Source organism: Pandoraea anhela, from assembly GCF_902459655.1.
Taxonomy (GTDB): Bacteria; Pseudomonadota; Gammaproteobacteria; order Burkholderiales; family Burkholderiaceae; genus Pandoraea; species Pandoraea anhela.
The window spans coordinates 79,959-105,667 of record NZ_CABPSB010000011.1; the positions used below are offsets into that span (position 1 = coordinate 79,959).

General features: G+C 60.8%; 24 protein-coding genes. 12 read left to right on the plus strand and 12 right to left on the minus strand.

Going from position 1 to position 25,709, the window contains the following annotated elements:
- Positions 1-161 precede the first annotated feature (161 nt).
- The 7 genes from PAN31108_RS15805 to PAN31108_RS15835 all read right to left on the minus strand — a co-directional run bounded on the left by PAN31108_RS15805 (position 162) and on the right by PAN31108_RS15835 (position 7,282).
- Positions 162-1,049 (minus strand): urea carboxylase-associated family protein, encoded by an 888-nt coding sequence (locus PAN31108_RS15805; protein ID WP_150669769.1) that lies wholly within the window; start codon positions 1,047-1,049, stop codon positions 162-164.
- Between the two features lie 81 nt (positions 1,050-1,130).
- Complete coding sequence (locus tag PAN31108_RS15810) at positions 1,131-1,823, minus strand: GntR family transcriptional regulator (protein ID WP_246183991.1); 693 nt, start codon at positions 1,821-1,823, stop codon at positions 1,131-1,133.
- Positions 1,807-3,330, minus strand: a complete 1,524-nt coding sequence (locus PAN31108_RS27025; RefSeq protein WP_150669770.1) for an amino acid ABC transporter permease/ATP-binding protein — start codon at positions 3,328-3,330, stop codon at positions 1,807-1,809. The genes PAN31108_RS15810 and PAN31108_RS27025 overlap by 17 nt, the downstream gene beginning before the upstream one ends.
- A 64-nt stretch (positions 3,331-3,394) precedes the next feature.
- The gene (locus tag PAN31108_RS15820) at positions 3,395-4,243 is read right to left on the minus strand and encodes an ABC transporter substrate-binding protein (protein WP_150669771.1); all 849 of its coding nucleotides are present in this window, start codon (positions 4,241-4,243) and stop codon (positions 3,395-3,397) included.
- Between the two features lie 277 nt (positions 4,244-4,520).
- Positions 4,521-5,315, minus strand: coding sequence for an aldolase (locus PAN31108_RS15825; protein ID WP_150669772.1), 795 nt, complete (start codon positions 5,313-5,315; stop codon positions 4,521-4,523).
- A 37-nt stretch (positions 5,316-5,352) separates the two neighbouring features.
- Positions 5,353-6,255 carry a transporter substrate-binding domain-containing protein gene (locus PAN31108_RS15830; protein WP_150669773.1) on the minus strand — a complete coding sequence of 301 codons (903 nt, stop codon included), beginning with the start codon at positions 6,253-6,255 and terminating at the stop codon, positions 5,353-5,355.
- Positions 6,256-6,412: 157 nt separating this feature from the next.
- Positions 6,413-7,282, minus strand: coding sequence for a LysR family transcriptional regulator (locus tag PAN31108_RS15835; protein ID WP_150669774.1), 870 nt, complete (start codon positions 7,280-7,282; stop codon positions 6,413-6,415).
- A 206-nt stretch (positions 7,283-7,488) separates the two neighbouring features.
- Between PAN31108_RS15835 and PAN31108_RS15840 the strand changes: the two genes are divergently transcribed.
- A complete protein-coding gene (locus PAN31108_RS15840; RefSeq protein ID WP_150669775.1) occupies positions 7,489-8,115 on the plus strand; it encodes a helix-turn-helix transcriptional regulator in 627 nt (208 codons plus the stop codon).
- A gap of 208 nt (positions 8,116-8,323) precedes the next feature.
- On the opposite strand, the gene PAN31108_RS15845 is transcribed toward PAN31108_RS15840, so the two are convergent.
- Positions 8,324-9,934, minus strand: coding sequence for a methyl-accepting chemotaxis protein (locus PAN31108_RS15845; RefSeq protein ID WP_150669776.1), 1,611 nt, complete (start codon positions 9,932-9,934; stop codon positions 8,324-8,326).
- Positions 9,935-10,202: 268 nt separating this feature from the next.
- Positions 10,203-11,093, minus strand: coding sequence for a LysR substrate-binding domain-containing protein (locus PAN31108_RS15850; RefSeq protein ID WP_150669777.1), 891 nt, complete (start codon positions 11,091-11,093; stop codon positions 10,203-10,205).
- Between the two features lie 254 nt (positions 11,094-11,347).
- Here PAN31108_RS15850 and PAN31108_RS15855 point away from each other — a divergent pair, with 254 nt between their 5' ends.
- From PAN31108_RS15855 to PAN31108_RS15885, 7 genes are all read left to right on the plus strand, one after another.
- On the plus strand, positions 11,348-12,670 hold the full coding sequence (locus PAN31108_RS15855) for an aspartate aminotransferase family protein (protein WP_150669778.1): 1,323 nt from the start codon (positions 11,348-11,350) through the stop codon (positions 12,668-12,670).
- Positions 12,671-12,876: 206 nt separating this feature from the next.
- Positions 12,877-14,190: a histidinol dehydrogenase gene (gene hisD / locus PAN31108_RS15860; protein WP_150669869.1), complete on the plus strand. Its 1,314-nt coding sequence runs from the start codon at positions 12,877-12,879 to the stop codon at positions 14,188-14,190.
- A 217-nt stretch (positions 14,191-14,407) separates the two neighbouring features.
- Complete coding sequence (locus PAN31108_RS15865; RefSeq protein ID WP_150669870.1) at positions 14,408-15,172, plus strand: SDR family NAD(P)-dependent oxidoreductase; 765 nt, start codon at positions 14,408-14,410, stop codon at positions 15,170-15,172.
- A gap of 360 nt (positions 15,173-15,532) precedes the next feature.
- Positions 15,533-16,438 (plus strand): amino acid ABC transporter substrate-binding protein, encoded by a 906-nt coding sequence (locus PAN31108_RS15870; RefSeq protein WP_150669779.1) that lies wholly within the window; start codon positions 15,533-15,535, stop codon positions 16,436-16,438.
- Positions 16,439-16,474: 36 nt separating this feature from the next.
- A complete protein-coding gene (locus PAN31108_RS15875; protein WP_150669780.1) occupies positions 16,475-17,203 on the plus strand; it encodes an amino acid ABC transporter permease in 729 nt (242 codons plus the stop codon).
- Positions 17,204-17,207: 4 nt separating this feature from the next.
- On the plus strand, positions 17,208-17,948 hold the full coding sequence (locus PAN31108_RS15880) for an amino acid ABC transporter permease (RefSeq protein ID WP_150669781.1): 741 nt from the start codon (positions 17,208-17,210) through the stop codon (positions 17,946-17,948).
- A gap of 20 nt (positions 17,949-17,968) precedes the next feature.
- A complete protein-coding gene (locus PAN31108_RS15885; RefSeq protein WP_150669782.1) occupies positions 17,969-18,739 on the plus strand; it encodes an amino acid ABC transporter ATP-binding protein in 771 nt (256 codons plus the stop codon).
- Positions 18,740-18,824: 85 nt separating this feature from the next.
- On the opposite strand, the gene PAN31108_RS15890 is transcribed toward PAN31108_RS15885, so the two are convergent.
- Complete coding sequence (locus PAN31108_RS15890; RefSeq protein ID WP_246184003.1) at positions 18,825-19,511, minus strand: class I SAM-dependent methyltransferase; 687 nt, start codon at positions 19,509-19,511, stop codon at positions 18,825-18,827.
- Between the two features lie 625 nt (positions 19,512-20,136).
- Here PAN31108_RS15890 and PAN31108_RS15895 point away from each other — a divergent pair.
- The 4 genes from PAN31108_RS15895 (at position 20,137) to PAN31108_RS15910 (ending at position 23,535) form a co-directional block, all read left to right on the plus strand.
- A complete protein-coding gene (locus PAN31108_RS15895) occupies positions 20,137-21,126 on the plus strand; it encodes a helix-turn-helix transcriptional regulator (RefSeq protein ID WP_217426317.1) in 990 nt (329 codons plus the stop codon).
- 136 nt (positions 21,127-21,262) lie between these two features.
- Positions 21,263-21,598: an ArsR/SmtB family transcription factor gene (locus tag PAN31108_RS15900; protein WP_150669784.1), complete on the plus strand. Its 336-nt coding sequence runs from the start codon at positions 21,263-21,265 to the stop codon at positions 21,596-21,598.
- 135 nt (positions 21,599-21,733) lie between these two features.
- Positions 21,734-22,246: an arsenate reductase ArsC gene (locus tag PAN31108_RS15905; protein WP_150669785.1), complete on the plus strand. Its 513-nt coding sequence runs from the start codon at positions 21,734-21,736 to the stop codon at positions 22,244-22,246.
- A 44-nt stretch (positions 22,247-22,290) separates the two neighbouring features.
- Entirely contained in the window at positions 22,291-23,535 is a 1,245-nt protein-coding gene (locus PAN31108_RS15910) for an MFS transporter (RefSeq protein ID WP_150669786.1), read from the plus strand.
- A 122-nt stretch (positions 23,536-23,657) separates the two neighbouring features.
- Here the strand turns inward: PAN31108_RS15910 and groL are convergent, their stop codons facing one another.
- Complete coding sequence (gene groL / locus PAN31108_RS15915; RefSeq protein ID WP_150669787.1) at positions 23,658-25,298, minus strand: chaperonin GroEL; 1,641 nt, start codon at positions 25,296-25,298, stop codon at positions 23,658-23,660.
- A gap of 54 nt (positions 25,299-25,352) precedes the next feature.
- Positions 25,353-25,640 carry a co-chaperone GroES gene (locus tag PAN31108_RS15920; RefSeq protein WP_150669788.1) on the minus strand — a complete coding sequence of 96 codons (288 nt, stop codon included), beginning with the start codon at positions 25,638-25,640 and terminating at the stop codon, positions 25,353-25,355.
- Positions 25,641-25,709: the final 69 nt, after the last annotated feature.

Below are 25,709 nucleotides of genomic sequence, written 5' to 3' on the forward strand. Positions count from 1 at the left end.
ATCGCGAAGCCGTGCGGCGCGCCGTTGAGGGACCAGATAGACCGTCGACGGTGCGCTATCCAACGGCGGTGACTCGCTGAAGACGCTGTGGCCATGCCGGCCACAGCGTTGCCTGACGGTGCAGGCGCGATCGCGCGATCGCCCCGCATCCCCCTTGCGGTTCAGTCAGGGGAAGACGTCTTCTCGGCCGAAGGCGTCCCACAGCCGCAACCGGCGTGCCAATCGGGCTGTTCCAGACGCATGCCATGGTTGCCTCGATAGGCGGGCAGCGGTGGCGATTGCCAGCCCTCGAGCAACGCGGGTGCGAGTCGATAGACCTCCACGCCGAGCGGGCGGCAGACGTCGATCGGATCGCGCGCATCGGGGCCCCACATCGGTACGGAAAGATCGCCGCCGGGGCAGGTCGACACCGCGCAAAGCAAGTCGATTTCCGCGAAAAACTCGAGAAAGTCTCCGACTTTCGCCGGGCATGCCTTCATGAAGTATTTGTCGTCCAGATTCAGACCGGTGCACTGGAAGACATTCAGTACGTCGTGGACGTCGAATTCCGTCAGCCCATACGGCGCTACGGCGCGTGTGAGGTTCGAGTGGCAGTGGAAGTCGAAATCCTCACCACTGAGCATGCGGTTGACGTACGGGTCGCAGCGGGTGCCGAGCAAGTCGTGAACCCGGCCGCCATGTTCGTCGACGCCATAGTCCGCGAGGGTGTCGTGGGTGATGGTGGCGAGCGGGCGAAGATACGGCAGCGTTGACCAGAGACGGTCGTACGTACTCACGTGTGCAGCTTGCAACTGGCGTGTGCGCGAGGCCCACATGCGCTCGCGAGGGTTATGCAGGTTCCATATGTTGAGGTCGGCGACTTGCGGGCCTTCGATGGTGACGATGCGAAACACATGGCCTGCGGGCACCGTCCAGGCGCGCCCGGATCGAATCGGAATCACGAACTTGTCGACGAGTTCGCGTGTGTCGGTGCGTTCGGCGATGCGTGCATAGAACGACTTGTCGATCGAGAGTGCGTCGCCCTGATAGGCGGATGGATAGTTCTTCATGTTCGGTTGGGTCGAGGGTGTGCCGGCGATGTCCGCCGGCCTTGGGGAAACGTTGGATGCGTGGGCAAGCGCAGGCGCTCGTCAGAGATAATCGAGCAGCGCGTGCTCCGACTGGCTGAGATACTCGGTGAGCTTGCGGGTGGCGTCATCGAAGCGCGCTGCCTTGAGCAATTCGTATAACGCTCTGTCTTTCGGCACCCAGGGTTTTTGGATCACGCGCTCTTCGAGCGCCGAGAGGAACAGCAGGCGTAGCTGCGCCATCAGATTGCGAAAAAAGTCGTCGAGCAGGGCGCTTCCGTGCATCCGCACGAGATCCTGATGAAAGAGCAAGCTGGCCGTGCCGACATCTCGCCATCGATCGGCGGCTGCCGCGACCTCTTGCGCGACAATGCGCTGCTCCATGGCGGCGAGGCGCTCGGTATCGATCGGTTCGGTGCGCGCGAGCGCCGATAGCTCCAGCGTGCGGCGCGCCCGGAAGATGTCTCGCACGTCGGCCCGCGTGAGGGTCCGCACCGTCACGCCGCGATGGCGTTGGTGAACGGCCAGACCGTCTCGGCACAGCAGACGGAACGCCTCGCGCAGGCTATTGCGAGACACGCCGAATCGAGTGGCCAGATCGACTTCGATCAGCGGGGTGCCCGGGACCAGTTCGCCCGCGATGATGTCATCGCGAATGGCGGACTGAATGCGCTCGGCAATCGACGCCTCCGACATCGCATCCTGGGCGTCGGCTTGGGGGGCAGCTTTGCTGCTGGCTTTACGAGGTGTGGGCAAAATGGACATCCTTGAGGAAAGTGCTGACGCGGCTGTGCGCTCCCATGGCCGCCAGTTCGGCCGGTGTGCCGCTCACGGCAATCTGGCCGCCCTCCATGAAGACGATGCGATCGGAGATGCGCATGGCGAAGTTGATTTCATGCGTGACAATGATCATCGTCATTCCCTCCCGGGCGAGCGCTTCGATCACTCGCAGCACGTCGCCGACCAACTCCGGATCGAGCGCCGACGTGGGTTCGTCGAACAGTACGATCTTCGGCGACATCGCCAGTGCGCGTGCAATCGCGACGCGCTGTTGCTGACCGCCGGAGAGTTGGTGCGGGTATTTGCCGGCGTGCTGCGCCAGGCCGACTTTGTCGAGCAGTTGCATGGCGCGCCGGCGCGCCGAGGCCGAATCGCACAGACGATGATAGCGGGGGGCCAACGTGACGTTGTCCAGCACGGTGCGATGCGGAAAAAGATTGAAGCTTTGGAACACCATGCCCACGTCGAGAATACGCTGGCGGAACTCCGCGCCGGGCACCCGACCGCCCGCCTGTGCGGTCGGCCACAGAAACGCCTTGCCGTGCAGGCGAATCTCGCCGTCGTCGATCGTCTCGAGTCCGTTGAGCGTGCGGATGAGCGACGTCTTGCCGGATCCCGACGGGCCGATGATCGACACCACTTCACCCGCGTGCACGGCCAGATCCACGCCCTTGAGCACATGATGCGCGCCGTAGGACTTGTGCACGTTGATCGCCTCGATCGCGCGCGCGCCGGACACCGCGCGTGACGCCGGCAGGGGCGTGTCATGCGCCGGCGACAGAGCGGCCGTATCGATCAGCTCGCCCTTGCGGCGGGTGATGTCCAGACGCCGCTCGACCCATTTGAGGACTTCGCCCGACGCCGTCACGATCATCAGGTAATAGAACGCCACCGCGAGCATCGTCTCCAGCACTTTGAAGTTCTGCGTATAGAGCCGTTCGCCGACGAGAAGGATTTCCGTTAGCGAGATCACGGAGACCAGCGACGTCAGTTTGACGATCACGATGTACTCGTTGATCAACGACGGCAGCGCGACACGAAACGCCTGCGGCAGCACGATGAGCCGTTGCAGGCCAAGGTACGGAATGCCGAGCGCGCGTCCGGCTTCGCGTTGCCCACGGCCGACCGCGAGCAGCCCTCCGCGATGAATTTCGGCGATATAGGCCGATTCGGACAACGTCATCGCGATCAAACCGGCCCAGAATGGCTCCGAGAGCAATCCGCCGGTCCATGGCACGACCTGCGGCAAGTTGTAGACGAATATCAGCAGCACCAGCAGCGGCAGGCTTCGGAACAGCCAGATATAAGCCGCGGCGCCCCAGCGCACGGCTTGCCAGGTTGACTGCTTTGCCAGCGCCAAAGCGAAGCCAGCCACGATGCCGATGCTCCACGTCAGGACGCTGAGCCACACGACACGCCAACTGGCTTGCCAGAAATCGGCGTCGGCGAGCAGCGACAGGGCGTAATGCCAATCGAAGACCATGAAAACTCCATACGGACGCGGGCCAATGTCGGCCCGCGCCGGGTTAGGTCACTTGCGCGTCGGCTTACTTCGCCACGGCAAGCGCTTGCGTGACTTCCGACGCCGTCGGCTCCGCGACGTTGTACTTGCGTAGCAGCGCCGCGTATTCGCCGTTGCGCTTCATCACGTCGAATGCCTGCTTGAGCGCGTCGAGCATGGGCCCGTTGCCCTTCTTGACGGCGAGGCCCACGACCACGGGATAAAGCGGCTCGTTCGACGTGATGGCGACACGTCCGCCCAGCTTGTTGGTGATCGATTTGGCGACGGCGGCATCGTCGTATTGCGCATCGACGGCGCGGGCGATGAGTGCCTGTGCCGCCTCGGGCGACGACTCGAATTCGCGTACGTCGATCGCGCCTTTGCCGCTCGGCACGCAGACCTTCGTCGACACATCGCGCAGCTTGGGAATCCATGCGGCGCCCTTGATCGAACCGATGCGCTTGCCGCAAAGATCTTCCGGCGTCTTCGGCTTGAAGTCGCCGTCGGCACGCGCAAGGAGGGATCCGCCGGTTTTGAAGTAGGGGATGAAGTCGACCTGCCTGGCGCGCTCCGGCGTGACGTACAGTGCCGAGCTGATCACGTCGAACTTCTGTGCGGTGATGCCGAGAATCAGGTTCGCGAAACGGGTATCGACGAATTTCGGCGTGAGCTTCAGGTGCGCCGCCAGACGCGTCATGAACTCCGGATCGAAGCCGGCGGGCTCGTTTTTCTCGAGGAAGTCGTATGGCGGGTAGGTCAAGTCCGACCCGATGGTCAGGGTGCCGGTTGCGATCGTGGGCGGCGTTTGCGCCCACGCATGCCCGGTTGCGAACCCAAGGGTAACGGCGACGATACCTGCCGATTTCACAGCGCTTACAAGTTTCTGGCGATTCATCAGATCCCTCGTCAATTGTTGAACAATGCAAATCACATTGTTCAACAAGTTAAGCAAGGGGTATGCCAACGCAGCGCAGAGGTACGTGGGGCGAGCGGTGGTATGGGGCGGCGAGAGAATCGCCGTGCGCCGCGCGAGGCGACGCACGCGGGTGCCGGCACGGCATTGGTGCGCCCACGCCCGATATTCGGGCGAGGCGCACCGCTTAAGTCGATTGGCGGGTGCCGGGGAAGGGGTGTGGGGTGGGTGTGGGGGGGCAGACGATGCGCCGAGGCGCTCAGCAGCGGTATCCGGGATCTGTGCGGTCCAGAATTCGCTTGACGCTCTCCAGATGCTGTCGCGCGCTTTCGCCGTCGCCGACACGCATTTGCCGATAGGTGGCCGCAGCCAGTTCGGGGTCGATGATTTGCAGCGGTTTTCCGGTAGAGAGGGCCAGGCGCTGAACTTCGCAAGCGCGCTCGAGATAGTACAAATCGTCCCAAGCTTCCGCGATGCTGCGCCCCAGCACCAGAATGCCGTGATTCTTCATGAATACGACGTCCGCATCGCCGATCGAATCCGCAATGCGATCGCCTTCGCGTTCGTTCAATGCCAACCCGTTGAACTTGGGGTCCACTGCCGTGCGGCCGTAGAACTTCAACGACGTTTGCCCCGCCCAAAGCAGCGGAGGGCCTTCGAGCATGGCCATTGCCGTCGCGTTGGGCATGTGCGTATGGAACGCAACCTTCACCCGGGGCTTTTGAAGATGGATGCGGGCATGAATGAAAAACGCCGTCACCTCCGGAATGCCCTCGCCATCGATCACGTTTCCGTGAAAATCACAGATCAGCAGATTGGACGCCGTCACTTCCTCGAACGCATAACCGAAGGCGTTGACAAGGAAAAGATCATCCCGCCCCGGCACGACTGCGGAAAGGTGGTTGCAGATGCCTTCCTGCATGCCCAGTTTGGCGGCCATGCGAAAACATGCGGCAAGATCCACTCTCGCCTGCCAAACCTCGGGATTGTTTATCTCTTGTTCCGTGACCTGGGCGCGCAATCCCGGGTTCTTGGGCTTCAGGCTGTACGCCATCGTTGAATCCTTTGAAATGTCGGGTGTGTGAAAAAGATCAATATGCCGGAGTGTCGGTGGGATTCTTGTAGATATCCATAAGTTCTTTCGACATCGGGAAATTGAAGTTGATATTTTTGGGCGGAACCGGATGTTCGAACCATTTCTTGTAGAGCGAATTGATATCGCCGGATTGCATCATCTGAATAAGCGTTGTGTCGACGATCTTTTTGAATTTCGGATCGTCTTTTCGCATCATGAATGCGTAGGGCTCTTTGGATTGCGGCGTTCCTGTCACGATCCAGTCGGCGGGATTTTTTGCCATGGTGGCCGCGCCCGATAGCAGTACGTCATCCAGCATGAAAGCCTTGGCTCGGCCACTTTGCAGGGCGAGGAAAGACTCTGCGTAATCCTTGCTGGAAATGATATTAAATTTAAGATTTCGATCGATGTTCAGTTTTCTAAGCATCGCCTCGGCAGTCGTGCCAGAGTTGGTCACGACATTTTGGCCGGAAAGATCCCCGAAATCCTTCACTCCCGAGTCCTTCTTCACCAGCAGTCGGGTCAGGGCGAGGAAATAGGTGGTCGAAAACGCCACTTGGGAATGACGCGCCTGCGTATTCGTGGTGGTCCCGCATTCGAGATCGATCGTGCCATTTTGGACGAGCGCGATTCTGTTCTGCGAATTCACCGGGATCATTTTCACCGCGAGATTTTTGCTATTGATTGCGGTCTTTACTGAGTCGATGACCCTATCGCAAATGTCTTGCGCAAAACCGATAACTTTATGGTTTTCATCGTAATAAGAGAACGGTATCGACGATTCGCGGTGGCCGATGGAGATGATGTTGGTGGACTTGATTTTTTCCAGGGTCGGCCCGAGATCTTCCGAGAACGATGGGGAGGAAAAAATGATCGCGGAGAAAAGAATTGCGAGGTTGGCAGTTAAATGATTCTTCATGATGCGTCGCACGAGTTGAGGTTGAATTGTTATAGTTGTTCGTTCTCAGATTACTTCGAAGTCAGGCGGGTAAAAAAATATTCGCCATGATTTTTGTTTATAACGAAATGAGAAATACGCATCTCGTGGACGACCATTCAATCGATGGCTCGTGAGACTAAAGAGGGAGTGCGCTGTTCTTGTAAATGCGCACATCGAGTGGCAGCGTGAGCGTCTCGTCGCACGTCCTCACAAGGGTTCCCTGTGCCAAATGCTGGAGGACCATCGACTGCGGTAGCCAGGCGACGCCATGACCCGCGATGGCGGCCGCTCGCAACACCATTGCCATATGGGATTCGTGAGATCGGCGCAGCCCGTCGAGGCGCCCTGCAGGATGTGCGTTGAGAAGATACGCCTGCGCCCGCCCGAGGTATGTCCGCTCGGCGTAGGTGAGCACGGGGGCGGCAAGGGTCTGGTTGTCCCCGGACGCGAATATCGGTACGCCGGCATGCAAGGGCGCGCACACCGGGACAAGTCGATCCGTCCCGACATAGGTCCATGGATAACGTGTGAGGTCCGAGGGCAGGGGAAGCGCAGGGTGGTGATAGCAAAGCAAAAAATCGCTGCGCCCCGAAAGAAATGTCTGTACGGCGTCGTCGATGCCCGACGCCAGGACTTTGATGCGGACCCGTTTGTCCAGCAGACCGCACGTTTCGGTCATCCATGTCGCGAGCACGCTTTCGCAGAGGGCGAATCCGGACGAGATTTTCAGCGTGTGACACGCGGAACCGAGTCCCTCTCTGACTTGATCCCGAAGTTCGTACGCGGTGGTGACGCTCGGCGAGGCTTCGGCGAGTACAAGTCTACCGATGTCGGTCAGGGCGGCCGGCTGCCTGGAGCGATCGATGACCTCTCCCCCCAGCCACTCCTCAAGCGCCTGAATGCGCCGGCTGAATGCGGATTGCGTGACATGGCGACTGGCTGCGGCAAGTGAAAAACTGCCGTAATGGGAAAAGGCTAGCAGGTCTTCGATCCACTTCAGTTCCATCGCTCTGCACTCACATTCAGTGACTCACGGTTGATGACTCACGTTGGGTACGGGGACCACAGTCCGGGGGAGACGGGTGATCTGATGTACATAATGTCCAGATATAGATGATTTGTGCATAAGGGTAAACGTGATCGCCTTGTGCCCTTCGCAGTCAGGACGGTTTTTTGTATATTCAGTCCAACATTGGATGATATGAACAAGTGATGCCCAAAAAGAAGAGTGAGCAGGATTCGATCATCGAGCAGGTGCTTTGCCTCGCGGAAGGGCTCGGCGCCACTTTTTCTCCCTTCGCCGAGGTTGTGGTGCACGATCTGCGAGACCCGGACCACGCGATTCTGGCGATTTTCAACAATCTGTCCGGACGGAAGACGGGGGATCCCGCGACAGAACTGGGGCTCGCTCGTATTCTGGATAGTCAATTTCCCCAGATCATCTCCAACTATCAGAACCATTTTTCGGACGGGCGTCCTGTCAAAAGCACGTCTATCGGGATCAAGGATGCTTCCGGGCGTTATGTGGCGGCGCTGTGCATGAACGTGGATGTCACGCTTTTCCGGGGCGTTCAGGGCATGCTCGAGCAGTTTTGCAAGACGGCGGCGTCGCCGGTGCGGGAGTCTCTCGATCCTGCCAACGCAGAAGCGATTCGCACGCGTATCGACCGCTTCGCGCTGTCGCTGGCCACAACGGCGCAATCGCTGAAGAGCGACCAACGTCGCCAACTGCTGCGCGACCTGCGCGAAGAGGGATTTCTCGAGGTGCGCCGTTCGATGGAGATCGTGGCCAAGCACCTGGGCGTCTCGCGTGCGACGGTGTACAACGACGCGAGATAACGCCAGGCAAATGGCGTGTTTGTCGCCCCGATGCCGGGCCGCATGCATTCGGGGCCGCTTGGACGAGCGGTGGCGGACAGTGGCGGAAGTTGGCGGACGGTGACGTATCCGCCTATTGCCGGTGGGGCACGTCACCGTTGTATCGATGGGGAAGCCGTGTTTTTCTCGCGACCGCAGCGAAAGAGGGCGCTTCCGGGGCAACGATGCGCTATGCGCTGCGGAGCAACGCGGGGAATGCCACCGGCGTGAGCGACCGCTCCTGCACCGTACGCCGGTCGGCCCGCAAGCGGAACGACGCGGCGGTATGGGCGAGTGTGGTTGCCTGATCTCGCAGCGATTGCGCCGCAGCGACCGACTCTTCGACGAGCGCCGCGTTTTGCTGGAGCGCCTGATCCATCTCGTTGACCGCAGAACTGATCTGTCCCACCCCCTGGCTTTGTTCCCGCGACGCGGCTGCGATTTCATCCATGATGGCATTGACGCGGCCGACAGCGTCGATCATCTCGTTCATGGTCTTGCCCGCCTGCTGAACTTGTTCCGCCCCGGCATTCACGCGCGTGCGCGACGCATCGATGAGTTCCTTGATTTCCTTGGCGGCTGCGGAAGAACGCTGGGCGAGCGTGCGCACCTCTCCTGCGACGACGGCGAATCCACGTCCTTGCTCGCCGGCACGCGCGGCTTCGACGGCGGCGTTGAGCGCAAGAATGTTCGTTTGGAATGCGATGCCGTCGATCATCGACGTGATTTCCGCAATTGCCGACGAGTCGTCGCTGATGCCCGTCATGGTGGCGACGACCGAGGACACGGCTTCGTGGCCCTTGCGCGCGATGGTCGTTGCGGAGGCTGAGAGCGTACTCGCCTGTGCGGCGCTCTGCGCGTTCTGGCGTACTGTACTCGCCAGCTCTTCGGCACTTGAGGCCGTTTGCTCGACCGATGCGGCCTGCGCCTCGGTGCGCGCAGAGAGATCGGCGTTGCCTGCTGCAATCTGACGCGTCGCGGTGGCGATGGTGGCGCTGCCGTCACGAATCGATTCGACGGTGCGCGTCAGACTCGTTTGCATTTCGACAAGCCCTTGCATCATGCGCCCCATCTCGTCCTTCGAGTGAATCTCGATGTCGTGCGACAGGTCGCCTTGCGCGATGGCGTTGAAATGATGGATGGCTTCGTTCACGGGCCGAAGAATGGCCCGACGCAGCGTCATCCAACTCCACAGGGCAGCGCAAATGCCGAGGCCGATGGCAAGCAGGCTTCCCATACTGAACTGTTCGAAGCGATGCTCCGCCAGATCGTATTGCGTTTTCGCTTCCTGAACCTGATACGACGACAGGGCTTCGGCGGCGCTTTGCATGCGGGTGTAGACGTTGCCGACGTTGAGCATCAACTTGAGGCTTTCGTCATGATCGCCTTTGACGGTAGCGTCGCGAAACGCGTCGAGGATTTTTTCCGTTTCGTTGTACTCGCGTGTGACCTCTTTGGCCAGTTTGTCCTCGTCCGCGCTACGCGGCAGCGACAGATAACGTTGCCATGACGCATCGGCAGCGGTGGCGACTTCGCGCTCCTTCGCATACATGGTTTTGGCGTCGTTCGAGCCGGGGTTCATCGCGGCGCGATCGAGTGATGTGCGCTGACGCCCGACCAGGATCGTCAATTCACTGACGGCATTCGACTTGGGTAGCTGTTGCGAGTACGTGCGACGGTTTGCTTCGTTGCTGGTTCGCATACCGAAAATGCCGATGATGCCGATGGCGATAGACAACGTACCGAGAAAAGCCATCACGACGCCGATGCGGGCGCTGATGGATAAGCGGGAAAACAACATGAGGAAACCCCTTGCCTAAGGCGAATGCTTGGCGACATTCGGTATTGAATGAATGACGTGATCTGCGGTATTCCGCTCGGCACACGCCTGCGAGGGTTTACGGCGAGGGATAAAGAATATTAAGAATGCGCGGCGCGCAAATTTTTTGTTTTCGCGCTTTTGCACTGCGACCGGGCACGATGCTGCGTCGTGGGGCGCTACGTTCTGGCGGATTGCGGGTTTCGGTGCATCGTCGACGCCGCAACGGGACCGGTGATCGACTCACCCATCACGCGGAACCCGCCGTGAGTTTGGCGAGCGCGATCTCATTGCGAAGCCATTTTTCGAAATAGCTCACGTACGTGTTGTTGCCGAGATTGCTCGACTTCACCAGATAGTACGTGGTGGTCAGAACGCTGAATTGCTCCGCGTCGAACGGCGCCACGAGTCGGCCGTCGTTCAGTTCCTCGGCGGCCAGGACTTCGCTCTCGAGTACGACACCGAGACCGCGCACGGCGGCGTCGATCGCCATCGACGACCTGTCGAGCCACAACTCGTTCGCGGGTTTGAGCGACGGTACGCCGACACGCCGAAGGTAATCCGCCCACGTCAGCGCGTTCGATGAATGAATGAGCGTCACGCGTTTGAGATCTTCGGGGGTGCTGAGCTGCATGGATGCCTGAAGCGCCGGGCTACAGAGTGGGCGCAGGTGCTCCAGCAGCAGCGGAGCCACTTCACGCTGCCCGGCGGGCGAGCGCCCATAGCAGATGCCCACGTCGAAGCGATTCGCTTCCACGTCTTCCGCCGTGGACAGCGTGGAGAGTCGCACTCTGACTTCGGGGTAGGCGCTCAGAAATCCGGACAGGCGAGGCTGGAGCCATTTGGCCGCGAAGCTGGGACTCGACGCAATGACCAGATGACCGCGCTGCGATTGCGGCGCGACGAGCGCCGTGGCATCGGAAATAAGCGTGAAGGCATGTTTGATCTCGCGCGCATACGCCATGCCCGCAGCGCTCAGGACGGCGCGGCCCGCATGGCGCTGGAACAACTGTACGCCGAGAAACTCCTCGAGCTGCTGGATATGGTGACTGATCGCAGACGGCGACACGGAGAGTTCTTCGGCGCCCTGCGCAAAACTGCCCGTTCGAGAGGCGGCCTCGAATGCGATCAGCGCCTTCATCGGTGGAAGACGGGACTTGGTTCCGGTCGTTGATGAACTCATTTGGATGGATGCTGAATTTTTTGCGTTGGCACCTGAGAACCCAGCTAATTATGCTCCACTTGTCCAACGAAGAAAGCAATTGTTGAGGCACCGGATGCGTGGCCGGCCTCGTGCGTAAGCGGTGTGCCGTTACGACGAGTCGCGTTCGCCACGTTGCAACTTAACGGCCGTCCCAGGCAACCGGGGCGTCGAAAAAAATGGAGAAATGATCGATGAGCGAAGCACTCTTGCGGGCGTCCAAGGAGTTTCTGGTGCGCTACGGCGGGGATAGTTTCCCGAACCTGTTCCGGTCGGCCCGGGGCACCACCGTCAAGGACAGCCATGGCCGCGAGTACCTCGACTTCACCTCGGGGCAGATGTGCGCGACGATCGGCCATAACCATCCGGCGATCGTCCAGGCGGTTCATCGGGCGGGCGAAAAGGCTTTCCACATGTTCAGCGGGATGATTCCCGAGGTGGTGGCCGAGTTGGCGCAGACGCTCGCACGTGACTGGCTGCCGGGCGATCTGAAGAAAACGATCTTCATCAACACCGGCTCCGAAGCGACGGAAGTGGCGTTGCGCATGGCCAAGATGTACACCGACGGTTACGAAGTGCTGGTGCTGGGCGGCTCATGGCACGGCATTACCGGCGGCGCCAGCACCGTGTCGATGGCCAGCGATCGAAAGGGATACGGCGTGCCCCCGCCGGGCGTGTTCGTGATTCCCGAGCCGAATGCCTATCGTCCGTACATTCAGGCCGAGAATCCGGAAGCGGCAGCGCTGGCGAATCTGGAGCTTGCGCTGAAGATGTTCGACATGCAGTCGGCAGGACGCGGCGCCGCGATCATTGCCGAGCCGGTGATCAGCGCCGGGGGCGTGCTGGTTCCGCCGCCCGCGTTCATGCGCGCCCTTCGCAAGGCTGCCGACGATCGCGGCATGCTGCTCATTTTCGACGAAGCGCAGACGGCATTCGGCCGCATCGGCACCAAGACCGGTTCCGAGTATTTCGATGTGGTTCCCGACATCATGACGATGTCCAAAACGCTGGGCGGCGGGTTGCCGCTGGCAGCCGTGGCCACGACCGAGAAGATCGAGCAGGCGCTGTACGAGAAGCACTTCACCTTCTACACGAGTCACGTCTCGGACCCCTTGACGGCGGAAGTCGGCCTGGCCGTCTTGCAGGTCATCACCGAGGGCAATCTCGTGGCGCGTGCCAATGAGATGGGCGGCTATTTGCGCCATCGGCTTGAGGAGTTGCAGAGTCGTTACGACGTGATCGGTGACGTGCGAGGCCTTGGCCTGCTGCTGGGGGTGGAGTTGGTGACGGATCGCGCCTCGCGCACGCCCGCGCATCAGTTGGGGGCATTGACGACGGCCAAGTGTTTCGAGAACGGTCTGAGCATGAACATCCGCCGCCGTCCGGAGCGCGGCTCGGTGTGGCGCATCGCGCCGCCGTTGACGGTGTCCACCGACGAGATCGATCAGGCGGTCGACATTCTCGAGAAGTCGCTGCGCGACAGTCTCGATCAGATGGCGCTGAGCAAGGCGGCCTGAAAGTCGCCATAGCGTCGCCTGAGCGCAGAGATGTGACGCGCACCGACATCAGAAGCCTGTCGCGTGCATCTCTGCGCCACTGCATTTCATCACCACCACACGAACGACGTTCGGGGGCCCATCCTGGCCGTCGTTCGTCAATCGTTCATCAATCGATTTCGAAAGTGTCCCCGGTCGTCGGCGACCAACAAGACAGAGGAGAGAACATGGGCATCAGCGTGCTGAAAAGCGGTCGAAACGCCGATCAAATCACGGTCGATTCGGAAGGGGTTCGCGCGGTCGTCGTCGGTATTCTGGCCGACATCGAAAAGCGCGGAGATGTCGCCGTGCGCGAATACTCGCAAAAATTCGACACATGGGCGCCCGAGAGTTTCCGACTCACGCATGACGAGATCGCGACGTGCGTGAGGTCGCTGTCTGCCGGGCAACTGGACGACATTCGATTCGCCCAGGCGCAGGTCCGGAACTTTGCTCAGGCGCAGCGTGAGGCGTTGGTCGATATCGAGGTCGAGACGATGCCGGGGGTGATCCTGGGGCATAAGAACCTTCCGGTCGACAGCGTAGGGTGTTACGTACCCGGCGGAAAGTTTCCGTTGGTGGCCTCCGCCCATATGGGCGTCGTCACGGCCAAGGTCGCCGGCGTTTCCCGAATCCTCGCCGCGTCGCCGCCGGTGCAGGGGCGTCCGAATCCGGCCGTCGTTGCGGCCATGCATCTTGGCGGTGCGGACGAGATCTACAGCTTCGGGGGCGTGCAGGCGGTGGCCGCCATGGCCCTGGGCACGCAGACGATAGATCCGGTATCGATGCTCGTCGGGCCCGGCAACGCCTTCGTCGCCGAAGCGAAGCGACAACTTTTCGGCAAGGTCGGCATCGATCTCATCGCCGGGCCTTCCGAGACGCTCGTTATCGCCGATGACAGTGTCGACGGTGAGTTGTGCGCCACCGATTTGCTCGGGCAAGCCGAGCACGGATTCAACACGCCGGCGATCCTCTTGACGAATTCGATGCAACTCGCCGTGGACACCATGCGTGAGATCGAGCGCCTGCTGGAAATTCTGCCGACGGCGAACACGGCCGGCGTGTCCTGGCGCGACTACGGTCAGGTCATCGTGACCGACACTATCGACGAGATGGTGAGCGAGGCCGACCGCATCGCCTCGGAACATGTTCAGGTGATGACGCGCGATCCGGACTACTTTCTCCGGCACATGAAGCACTACGGGGCGCTCTTCCTCGGGCCGAGAACCAACGTCGCATACGGCGACAAGGTCATCGGCACCAATCACACCCTGCCTACGGGCAAGGCTGCCCGATACACCGGCGGGTTGTGGGTCGGCAAATTCATTAAAACCTGTACCTACCAAAAAGTGCTGACCGACGAAGCGAGCGCCGCGATCGGCGCGTATTGCTCACGGCTTTGCGACCTGGAGGGCATGGTCGCGCACGGGGAGCAGGCCAATATTCGCGTACGGCGGTACGGCCATCGCGAGGTCGCGTACGGCACCCCGGTCGCGCGCTGACACACAAGCCAGGGCGCGTCACACCAACGCCGCCCGATGCCCTCCGACGTCACCCAACGTCACCCAACGTCACCCAACGTCACCCAACGTCCCCCGTCGCCGCCCGCGCATTGTCGTGCCGGCGGCGCGCGGCGCGTGCCTGCGCCGAAGGATCCCTGCCCACGGGCGATTCTCATTCTCATGGCAACTTTCAATGATGATTTCGAATGACGGGAAAATGAAACTGCCGGCGCTTCCCAGTTTCCGCCTGGATCATAAGACCGCCCTCGTGACCGGCGCGAGCCGGGGCATCGGGCTGGCGGCGGCGGTTGCGTTGGCCCGGTCGGGCGCGCGCGTCACGCTCGCGGCCCGCTCCGCGAAGGAACTCGACGAGGCCTGTCGCGCAATTCGGGAGTCGGGCGGCGTGGCGGAGCCGCTGGTCCTGGACGTGACGGATTCGGCAAGCGTCGACGACGCGGTGCAACGCCTCGGGCCGTTCAATATTCTGGTCAATTGTGCCGGGATGAATCGCCCGAAAGCGCTGGTGTCCGTGACGGACGACGACCTGCACGAGGTGTTCGACCTGAACGTCAAGGCCGCGTTTTACACCGCCCGTGCGGTGGCGAGAGGCCTGCTGGCGGCAGGGCAGCCCGGCTCGCTCATCAACATCTCGTCGCAAATGGGGCAGGTAGGGAGTCCCCGAAGAACGGTCTATTGCGCGAGCAAACATGCGATCGAGGGCATGACGAAGGCGCTTGCCTGGGAGCTGGGAATACATGGCGTCAGGGTGAATTCCATATGCCCGACGTTTATCGAAACGGCGCTCACGGCCCATATGTTCGACGACCCGGGGTTTCGCGAATGGGTCGTGTCACGCATCGCATTGGGGCGCGTCGGGAAAGTCGAGGAAATCATGGGGGCTGTCGTTTTTCTCGCGAGCGACGCGTCGTCCCTCATTACCGGAAGCGCGCTGATGGTCGATGGCGGATGGACGGCCGCATAAGTCGCAACGCCCGCCGCTTGCCGACAAGCGGCGTGAATTTACTTGAGGGGATGCTGAGTTTTTTGCGTTGGAGTCGGATTTTTCTCGTTTGTACTCTCCAAAGTACCGACAACACAGTTGCCTGAATGCGGTGTCAATACCGAGTCAATACGGTGTGAATACGGTGTGCGTTGTGCATGCGACGACGTCACCTCGGGCGGCTGACCCACCATACGGAGATGTCATCGATGAGCGATAGAGGGTTTGCAACAGACGGCCGGCGTTCGCGAGACCTCTCCCGACGACCGCCTCGCTCGAATGGCCACCGTCAACACGATCTGTCCCGGTTCTGTTCCGAACTCGCACGCTACTGAGGTCATCATGAAACTGAACACACGCATTCTGGCTGGCATTCTATGCTTTGTGTCGTCGTTTGGCGCGCTGGGTACCGCCCACGCAAAAAGCGCGACGCTCGAAAAGATCCGCGACACGGGCACCTTGACGCTCGGATACCGGGAATCGTCCGTTCCGTTTTCCTATCTCGGCACGGGGCAGAAACCCGTCGGCTTCTCCATGGATTTGTGTGCCGCCGTGGCGGACCACGTGAAGAAGGCCCTGAACCTGCCGAATCTGAAAGTGGCCACGATTCCGGTGAGCCCGGCGAATCGGATCCCATTGCTTCAGAACGGGACGATCGACATCGAATGCGGAAGCACGACCAATACCGCCGATCGTCAGAAGCAAGTCGCGTTTTCCGTGGCGATCTTCGCGGGCGCACCTACGTGGGTGACACTGGCGTCGAGCAACATTCGAGCGCAAAGCGACCTTCGCGGAAAGACCGTAGTCCTGACCCAGGGATCGCTTAACCAGGGGATCGCCGCCCAGACGAATGTCGACGACAAACTGGGGCTGACCATTCTCCAGACGAAAGATCATGCGGAGTCGCTTCTGATGCTTCGCACCGGCCGCGCCACCGCCTGGTTCGAGGACAACATTCTGGAAGCCGGCCTTGTCTCGAGCGCGCCCGATCCGAAGGCGTTCCGATACGTGGAAAATCCTCGCGTCCCCATCTACTACTACGGACTCATGCTCGCCAAAGGCGACCCGGAATTCAAGGCGCTGGTCGACGACACCTTGAAGTCGCTGATGAGTTCGGGCGAGTTCAAGCAACGCTATCTCAAGTGGTTCACGCAGCCGATTCCTCCCAACGGGCAGAACCTCGCCCTTCCGATGGGCGCGGCCCTTGAAAAGCGCGTCGCTTCGCCGAGCGACAGTCTCGACCCCTGAGTCGCCGACCGACCAACGCTTCAAGGGAAGTTCGCCATGCATATGCTTTTCGAGCGCTCCATTGACGGGAGTACCTATTTTTCCTGGCTGATGTCCGGGGTGGGCTGGACGCTGTCGTTGTGGATCTCATCCGGGGTCATTGCCTTTCTGATCGGTATTCCGGTGGGGGCTGCGCGCACTTCGCGATCGCCCGCACTCCGTGTGCTGGGACGTCTTTACGTGCAGGTATTTCGCAACATACCGCTGCTCGTGCAGGCGTTCCTCTGGTATTTCGTCCTGCCCGACGTGCTGCCGAGCGGTTTGGGGGCAATCGTGAAGCAGATCCCGCCGCCGTGGGGAAGCTTCATCCCGGCCCTGGCGGCGCTGAGTCTCTACACGGCGTCGCGTATCGCGGAGCAGGTGCGCTCGGGCATCACGGCCTTGCCCGCGGGGCAACGTCAGGGGGCGGATGCGCTCGGCTTGTCGCCGATTCAGACGTATATGCGCATTCTCATACCCCAGGCGCTCCGGATTACGGTCCCTACGCTGACCAGCGAAGTGCTCGCCTTGCTGAAGAACACATCGATTGCCCTGACCATCGGTCTGCTCGAGTTGACCGCGCAGGCGCAGCAGATCAATGAGTTCACATTCGAGACGTTCCAGGCATTTGCGGCGGCGACCGTCATGTATCTCGTGATTGCCTTGCTCATTCATCTCGCCGCCAACGTGATCGAGCGGGCTGTCGAAACACCGGGCACGGTGCAACTTCCTCCGACAAAAAGGTAATCGCATGAATTTCGACTATCTCGCCATTGTTCGTGCGACGCCCTACTTGCTGGAGGGAATGGCGTTCACCATCGAGTTGACGCTTGTCGCGCTATGCGGTGGATTGATCATCGGCACGCTCATGGCGATCATTCGCCAAACGAAGGTGCCGGTGCTCAGTCAGGTGGTGCGGGCCTATATCACGATCACCAGATCGATTCCCTTGATCATGGTGCTGTTCTGGTTCTTCTTTCTTGTGCCGTTGCTGCTTCAGAAGATATCGGAGAGCGGGCATCCGATGCCTCTTGGACCCAAATTTACGGCGTTCCTGACCTTCACGCTTTTCGAGTCTGCGTTTTACGCCGAGATCGTACGGGCGGGGCTTCGGTCGATAGACAAAGGCCAGTACGAGGCGGCAAAAGCGCTTGGGCTCTCGCTGCCGGTGACCTATGCCTTCGTGGTGATTCCGCAGGTCCTGAGAGCGACTGCGCCCATTATCGTGACGCAAACCATCATCCTGTTTCAGGACACATCGTTGGTATACGTTCTGTCGCTCACCGATTTTCTGGGGGCCGCGGCAAAGATCGCACAGCGCGACGGCAAACTGGTCGAGTTCTATACCACCGTCGCCATCGTCTACTTCGTGCTTTGCTCGATCGGCTCTGAAATCGCGGAGCGACTTCGTGCCGGCAATGGTCAACGCCGAGTCCGCAGTAACGCCTCCGGCAAGCGCTCGCGTCGCGCCGTCAGCTTTTCTCGCATGTAGAGTCCTTCATCGGAGCGAAGATGGGAAACGTCAAATTGAACACGGAAGTGCTGTCGATCCGACAGCTCGAAAAGCACTACGGCGACCATGCGGTGCTCAAGGGAATCGACCTGAGCGTTCATCGGGGGGAGCGAATTGTGATTTGTGGGCCGTCCGGATCGGGCAAGTCCACGCTGATTCGCTGCATCAACGGACTCGAGACCTATGAATCCGGCGTCATCACCGTGACCGATGCCGCGACGGGGTCCGGCATGAGCCAAATGAAAGACATTCGGCGCGAGGTCGGCATGGTCTTTCAGAGTTTCAACCTCTTCCCGCACATGTCCGTGCTGGCGAACTGCCTGATCGGTCCCATGAGCGTGAGGGGGGAGTCGCGGGAAACCGCCACGCAACGGGCGATGCATTATCTGAGCAAGGTGCGCGTGGCCGATCAGGCGAAGAAATACCCGGCGCAGTTGTCCGGCGGGCAACAGCAGCGCGTCGCGATTGCACGGGCATTGTGCATGCAACCCTCGATCATGCTGTTCGACGAACCGACATCCGCGCTGGATCCGGAGGTGGTGCAGGAAGTTCTCGACACCATGGTCAAGCTCGCCGAGGAAGGGATGACGATGCTTTGCGTCACGCACGAAATGGGATTTGCGCGCGACGTGGCCGACCGGGTCATCTTTATCGACGACGGGAAAATCATCGAAGACGCCAAGCCCGCAGAGTTCTTCGATGCGCCCACGCACGATCGAACCAAGATGTTCCTGGCGAGAGTGCTGCGTTCTCATTCCCCGGTTGTCTGACGCACAAGCGTCTTTCGCCTGACGCCACGGGGAACGAAACCGTGGCGTGATGGCGCCATGTCGTTGGTATCTCGGGCGCTTTGCGTTATGCGTCGGCGCCCGACGCGTGAGTCCATGTCGCGACATGACTCTTGGGCAGAAGCAGCCATTCGGACCGGATATCGGTTTCGGGGAACAAGTGACCGAGTTGCGAGCGCGTCAGCGGGCGGGTATGGAAGACGGCCATGAACATGTCGTCACTCAGCGGCCCTCTGAATTCCTTGTGAAGACGGCGGAGCAGCCAAATCTGCAAGGTATCGGCCAGCCAGTGGATGAAGGGCAACAGAAAGTGCTGCTCGATCGGAAATTCAAACGCGGGGACCTGAATCCATCCATGTTGTCCGACCCGGCGCGCTTCTTTGGCGGCCGTGCGCATATCGATCCAGGACCCAACGTGTTCGATCACTGAATTGCAGACGACCAGATCAAACGATTGATCGGCAAAGCGGCTCAGGTCTCTGGCGTCACCAATCAGGAGCGAAAAACTGCCACGCAGCCGCGCCTCGTTGGGAGGCAGGCCTTCATACGCGCCCGGGAGATTGATGAGACTGATGTCGCATTTCTGTCGTGCCGACTCGGGAATGGACAACCAGAATACGAGCGAGCCGCCCACGTCCAATACGCTCACGGGGCGTTCGTTATCGCGCCAAAGCCGCTCGATCATGGCAACGAGCCGTCGGTTGCGACGCTTCCGAAAAAGCAGGCTCACGGGTTTCAGGTAGGTGGGAAACATGGCCGGCACCCTCTCACCGACCGGCGATGGATTCGGCCGGGCGCGCAGGGCGCGATGCGGCCGTCGCCGGCTTCCCGATGATCGCGTTTTCCTCGCGGCCAGGCGGGCCGACCGGTGTCGTCGCACGTGCGCTGTTCATTGGACGTGCAGCGCCGAGGGGGCGAGCAAAGCGTTCGCCGCGTGATCGGATCGCGTGCTGACGCATGGCGGCATCGTGCCCATTCGTGACATTCTCATTGCCGGTGATGTTTCACGCCTCGGTATGTGCGAAACCGTCGAAATGGACGGGATCGTCGTTCGGCGACTCGATTGCGCAAGACCGGGGCGCGGGGCCGGTTGCCGGCGCGTTTTTGCGTGCCGGCGCGCGTCGAACAAACAAGGATTGAGTGTAGGCAAGCTATGCGCTTGAGGTTTCTCAAATAGTGCAGCGTGGTGTCAGACCCGTTGAGTATTCGGGACGACCTGGCTTCGGGGGGCGTTGTTGGCGTTGCGCAATCGCCAGTGCGACCAGTTGTTCGCCACGGGATTCTCCCGATAATATTCAGCGATATGCGCGCCGCTTTTTACGGCACTCCATCGCGACTATCTCGGCACCGGTCGCCGGACTTCCCTCCATGGTTTAACGATGATGATTCGCTTTACCACCGACGACATCGCGCCAAAGGATCGCTTCGATCACTGGCGCGAAACGCGTGCCAAGAACCTGTTCGGCGTCACTATCGAAATGCCGGCAGAACGCCGTTCGCGATTTTTTGGCGCGTTCAGCGCCCACACGGTGGGTAATGCGGTGGCGTCGGAGATGCGCGCATCGGCGTACCACGTCAGTCGTCGGCCCGCGGACATTGCCCGGGCCGCCGCTAATAGTCTATGTATCGGCTTCCAGGTGCACGGGCCGGGCATGTTCGATACGGGGCATGGCCGCTCCCATTTCGTGGGTAACGGCGACATGGTGATCAATTTTTCCGATCTGCCTTTTTACGCAACGCCGGGCACGCAGGACGATTTTCATTTCCAGCTGCTCAAAATTCCCGTCGAAGATTCGCTCATGCTCGGTCAGCCGGTGGACGATCTGTTCGCCGCCCGGTTCGTCGGTGACGCCGCTTGCTCGCGAGCGTTCAGAGCGCTATTTCGCGCGTTGATGTCGGAGCGCGGGCTCGTGGGCGATGCGCATGCGGATGTGGCGCACATTGCGCGGCTGGCGTTGCTGGCGCGAGGGCGTCTCAAGGAGGGGATGCCGGAAGTGCGTGCGGCGCTCCGGGCTGGGCAGCGTTATGCCGCGAGAGAAATCATGTTCCGCCGCAAGCACGAGCAAAAACTCACCCCGGCAATGGTCGCGGCCGAATTGGGCATGTCGGCGCGGCAGTTGTTCATCGTGTTCGAAAGTGCGGAGCAGTCCTACCTTCAGACGCTGACATCCCTGCGACTTGCCGAGGCGCAACGGTTGCTTGCCTGCGCCGATCGGCTTCCTATCGCCCAAATCGTCTACGCGAGCGGCTTCGACAGCGTCGCCACGTTCTATCGCCACTTCAAACGTTTGTGCGGCATGGCGCCTGGCGAGTTCCGGGAGCACAACCACCTCCTGAGGCAGACGCATTGGGAGAGGCCCGCCTTTTGAGGGAAGGGGGCATGTCTTCCATTGCGTACGTGAACGCCCGCCGGATTGTCGCATCCTCGCCGCACGGGTGCCTTGGCGGAGAGCTGTCTTAAAAAATTCATTTGTGTAATTTCCATATTTCGACTAAATTGGAAATATGGAAACTAATAACGTACTCGACGCCCTTGCGGCGCTCGCCCATGGCGTTCGTCTGACGGTCTTCCGCTTGTTGGTCCAGGCGGGCCCCGAGGGGCTACCTGCGGGTCGAATTGCGGAACTCATGGAAATGCCTGCGTCGTCCTTGTCGTTCCACCTCAAGGAACTGCATCGTGCCGACTTGGTGACGAGCCGCCAGGAAGGCAGGTCGATCATTTACATGGCTCGCTTCGAGACCATGACGGCATTGCTCGGCTACCTCACGGAGAACTGTTGCGGCGGTGTTCCGTGCATGCCGGCGTCCGTCTGCCCCCCTGTTACGGGGGCTGGATCGTGAAGCATTTCGTGAAGCATTTCGTGGCGTGTTTTCACGGACGAGTCTGCGTCGCTGATCTGCTCGCTGCTTAACCGCATCTCCCTCAACAGTTGCCATCGCTCACGGCGAGGCGACGGCATTTATCCGGATATCGATATGACCGAAAAGCATTTCAACGTCTTGGTGCTGTGCACGGGCAATTCAGCGCGCAGCGTGATGGCGGAGGCGTTGTTCAACGTGCTAGGTAAAGGCAAATTTCACGCCTACAGCGCTGGCAGTCGCCCCACGGGTTCGGTCAATCCGTTCGCCGTCGAACGATGCCGGTCGATCGGCTACGACACGTCGGGCTTGCGCAGCAAAAGCTGGGACGAGTTCGCGCTGCCGGACGCGCCGCCAATGGATTTCGTCATCACCGTTTGCGATCAGGCGGCGGGAGAAGTGTGCCCGATTTGGCCCGGCACACCGATCACCGCGCACTGGGGATTCGTCGATCCTGCGGCGTTTCAAGGCAGTGACGAAGAAAAGCGCAAGGTCTTCGATCAGGTGTTTCGACAGATCCTCAATCGTGTAAATCAATTCGTGAATCTGCCGCTGCATATTCTCGATCGAAACACGATTCAGAAGGAAATGCGCGCCATCGGAGCGCGTCCGGCAGAATCGGGGCAATGAGCGGCGCCCGTCAGAGTGGGGAAGTTGAGTAAGGATGTCCGTTCATGGAACCGAGTCGCGGTGTGATCGCGAGATTGGGGATTGCGCAAACGCTGGCGTGGGGGTCTACGTACTATTTACCCGCGGTGCTGGCAACGCCAATCGCAAAGGACCTGGGCGTCGGTGCGCCGAGCGTCTTCGCGGCGTTCAGCGTCGCGCTTGTCGTTTCCGCATTGCTGGGGCCGTATGCAGGTCGGTTGATCGATCGGAACGGCGGTCGCACCGTGCTTGCGGCGACGAGTCTGATTCTTGCTGCGGGACTCGGGAGTTTGGCCGCAGCACAGAATGTCGTGTGGCTTTTCGCCGCGTGGACGGTGCTGGGCGTGGGCATGGGCGCGGGCCTTTACGAAGCGGCGTTTGCGAGCCTGGTCGCGCTGTATGGCAGCCGTTCTCGCGGGGCGATCACCGGTATCACGTTGATTGCAGGCTTCGCCAGTACTGTCGGATGGCCGCTCTCAACCTTTATGGAAGCGCACATCGGCTGGCGCGGCGCTTGTCTGGTGTGGGCTGCACTACATGCCACGTTGGGATTGGCGTTGAATCTGAGCATTCCCCGTCCTGAGCGCGCGTCGACGACCGTCGTTGATGAGGTGAGTGTGACGGCTGTCCAATCGCCCATATTGCCCATATTGCCCATATTGCCAGTATTGCCGCCGGTCGACAGCCGGGCGCAGCGCCTCGCGTCTTATGGGTTGGCGTTTGTCTTTGCGGCAACGTGGTTCACGAGTACGGCGATGGCCGCGCATTTGCCGGTGTTGCTTCGCGCCGGCGGAGCGACTGCCGCGACGGCCGTCATGGTCGGCGCCTTGATCGGACCGGCGCAGGTCGGCGCGCGTGTTCTCGAGTTCGGATTGCTGCGCAACGTCCATCCGCTACTTTCGGCGCGTATCGCTTCGGCATTGCACCCCGTCGGGGCCATGGCATTCGGTTTCATCGGCGCACCCGCAGCAGCGTTTTTCGGTGTGCTTCATGGTGCCGGCAACGGGATATTGACCATCGCGAAAGGAACGCTTCCTCTGGCGCTTTTCGGGCCGGCGGGGTATGGGTATCGGCAGGGGGTGTTGATGGCGCCTGCGCGCGTTGCCCAGGCCATCGCACCCTGGCTCTTCGGCGTTTGGCTCAGCGATTTCGGGATCAAGTCGCTATGGATTTCGTCCGGGCTCGGTATCGCGTCGATTGTCGTTCTGCATGTCTTGCGCGACGTGGCGTATTCGCCTGAAGCCACGCCGGTGTCTTTCTCGTCCGAATGAGACGTTGACCGGTCGAATCGATCGTCGGCGGCGGCCCAACCCCTGAATAAATCGCGCTGCCGATGCGTCGAGCGAGCCCGGGTGAACGGGCTCGCGGGAACGCCGCTCACGCAGCGCGGTTTTCAGAAGTCGAATCCGGGCCCGCCCGCGCCGCCTGCTGCGCCACCCGGCGCGGGCGCGACGGCCTTGGCGCTTTCGACAACGGTTGCATCCGTGGTGAGCAGCAGGCCTGCCACCGACGCCGCGTTCTGCAACGCCGTACGGGTGACTTTTGTCGGATCGAGCACGCCCAGTTCAACCAGATCGCCATACTCGCCGATGGCTGCGTTGTAGCCGAAGTTGCCCGTGCCTTGTGCGACCTTGTTCACGACGACGCTCGGCTCGTCGCCCGCGTTCGCGACAATCTGACGCAGCGGCTCTTCGAGTGCGCGCAGCACGATTTTGACACCGGCGTCCTGATCGGCGTTGTCCCCGCGTACCTCGCGCACGCTTTCCCGTACGCGAATCAACGCCACACCCCCGCCCGGCACGATCCCCTCTTCGACGGCTGCCCGTGTGGCATGGAGTGCATCGTCGACCCGATCCTTTTTCTCCTTCACTTCAATCTCGGTCGCACCGCCGACCTTGATGACGGCGACGCCGCCGGCGAGCTTCGCCACGCGCTCCTGAAGCTTCTCGCGATCGTAATCGGAGCTCGCCTCTTCGATCTGCACGCGAATTTGCTTCACGCGCGACTGGATATTGGCCGCATCGCCCGCCCCGTCGATCACCGTCGTGTTTTCCTTGCCGACTTCGATACGCTTGGCCTGGCCCAACTCGGCCAGCGTCGCTTTCTCGAGCGAAAGCCCGGTTTCTTCGGCGATGACCTGGCCGCCCGTGAGAATGGCGATGTCTTCGAGCAATGCGCGTCGGCGATCGCCGAACCCGGGGGCCTTGACGGCGACCGTCTTGAGAATGCCGCGAATGTTGTTGACGACCAGCGTGGCGAGCGCCTCGCCTTCGACATCTTCCGCAATGATGAGCAACGGTCGGCCGGCCTTGGCCACCTGTTCGAGCAGGGGCAGCAGGTCGCGAATATTGCTGATCTTCTTGTCATGCAGCAGCACGTAAGGAGATTCGAGCACGGCGATCTGCTTTTCCGCGTCGTTGACGAAGTAGGGCGAGAGATAGCCGCGATCGAACTGTAGCCCCTCCACGACGTCGAGTTCGTCGGCGAGCGACTTGCCGTCCTCGACCGTGATGACGCCTTCCTTGCCCACGCGATCGATCGCTTCGGCGATACGCTGACCGATCGACGCTTCGCCGTTCGCCGAAATGGTGGCGACTTGCGCGATTTCCTTGCTGGTGGTGGTCGGCTTGCTGATGTTTCGCAGTGCTTCGACCGCCACCCCGACGGCGCGGTCGATGCCGCGCTTCAGATCCAGCGGATTGAGGCCCGCCGCCACGTATTTCTGGCCCTCGCGCACGATTGCCTGCGCCAGCACGGTCGCCGTCGTCGTGCCGTCGCCGGCCACATCGCTGGTCTTCGAGGCGACTTCTTTGACGAGTTGTGCGCCGATGTTCTGGAGTTTGTCGGCAAGCTCGATTTCCTTGGCTACCGATACGCCGTCCTTGGTTACGACGGGCGCACCGAAGCTGCGCTCGATCACGACGTTGCGCCCCTTCGGGCCGAGCGTCACTTTCACTGCATCGGCAAGAATATTGACGCCCTCTACGAGTTTGGTACGTGCGGCGTCGCGCAATACGATGTCTTTGGCTGCCATGGTGTTTCCTAGCCTGGATGATTGGATTAGGGGATTGCGTATTGAGAGATGGCCTTAGCCGAGCACCGCGACGATGTCGTCTTCGCGGAGCACCAGAAGCTCATGACTGTCCACTTTGACTGCCTGACCACTGTATTTGCCGAACAGCACACGGTCGCCGACCTTGACGTCGAGTTCGATATGGCGACCGTCCTTGTCTCGCCGACCCGGGCCGACGGCGACGACCTCGCCCTGATCGGGCTTCTCTGCTGCGCTGCCGGGCAGCACGATCCCGGAGGCGGTTTGGGTTGCCTCATCGACACGTTTGACGATGACGCGATCCTGAAGGGGACGAAGGCTCATGACATTTCCTTGGGAGTCTGATTGCGGTCTCGATCCTGGCACTCTCCGTTATCGAGTGCCAGATTGATG